Genomic DNA, 1,068 nt, shown 5'->3' with positions numbered 1-1,068 from the left:
TTGAAAACCTGGGGGATGACCTGTGGTTAGGGGTGAAAGGCCAATCAAACTCCGTGATAGCTGGTTCTCCCCGAAATGCATTTAGGTGCAGCGTCACGTGTTTCTTGCCGGAGGTAGAGCACTGGATAGGCGATGGGCCTTACCGGGTTACTGACCTTAGCCAAACTCCGAATGCCGGTAAGTGAGAGCGTGGCAGTGAGACTGTGGGGGATAAGCTCCATGGTCGAGAGGGAAACAGCCCAGAACACCGACTAAGGTCCCTAAGCGTGTGCTAAGTGGGAAAGGATGTGGAGTCGCAGAGACAACCAGGAGGTTGGCTTAGAAGCAGCCACCCTTGAAAGAGTGCGTAATAGCTCACTGGTCAAGTGATTCCGCGCCGACAATGTAGCGGGGCTCAAGCACATCACCGAAGTCGTGTCATTGCAGCATATAGGGCCAACGCCTGCTGTGATGGGTAGGGGAGCGTCGTGTGCCGGGTGAAGCGGCCGAGGAATCGAGTCGTGGACGGTATACGAGTGAGAATGCAGGCATGAGTAGCGATACAAGAGTGGGAAACTCTTGCGCCGATTGACCAAGGGTTCCTGGGTCAAGCTGATCTGCCCAGGGTAAGTCGGGACCTAAGGCGAGGCCGACAGGCGTAGTCGATGGACAACGGGTTGATATTCCCGTACCCGCTTTGAAGCGCCAACGCTGAACCTCTTGATGCTAAGCCCGTGAAGCCGTCCTGGAGCCTTCGGGCAAAGGGAAGTGGTGGAGCCGGTGACCCAACGGGGTAGTAGGTGAGCGATGGGGTGACGCAGGAAGGTAGTCCAGCCCGGGCGGTGGTTGTCCCGGGGTAAGGGTGTAGGACGTGAGGTAGGCAAATCCGCCTCACATATAGTCTGAGACCTGATGCCGAGCCGATTGTGGTGAAGTGGATGATCCTATGCTGTCGAGAAAAGCCTCTAGCGAGTTTCATGGCGGCCCGTACCCCAAACCGACTCAGGTGGTCAGGTAGAGAATACCGAGGCGTTCGGGTGAACTATGGTTAAGGAACTCGGCAAAATGCCCCCGTAACTTCGGGAGAAG

At 56.5% G+C, this 1,068-nt stretch carries 1 rRNA gene; it reads left to right on the top strand.

Annotated features, from left to right (window positions below):
• A 23S ribosomal RNA gene (locus ACZ4IF_RS44605) occupies window positions 1–1,068 on the top strand; the annotation flags it as partial.

Source organism: Streptomyces sp. NPDC025784 (genome assembly GCF_055558435.1).
The sequence above is the reverse complement of the archived record's forward strand: the minus strand, read 5'-3'. Positions and strand labels throughout refer to the sequence as shown.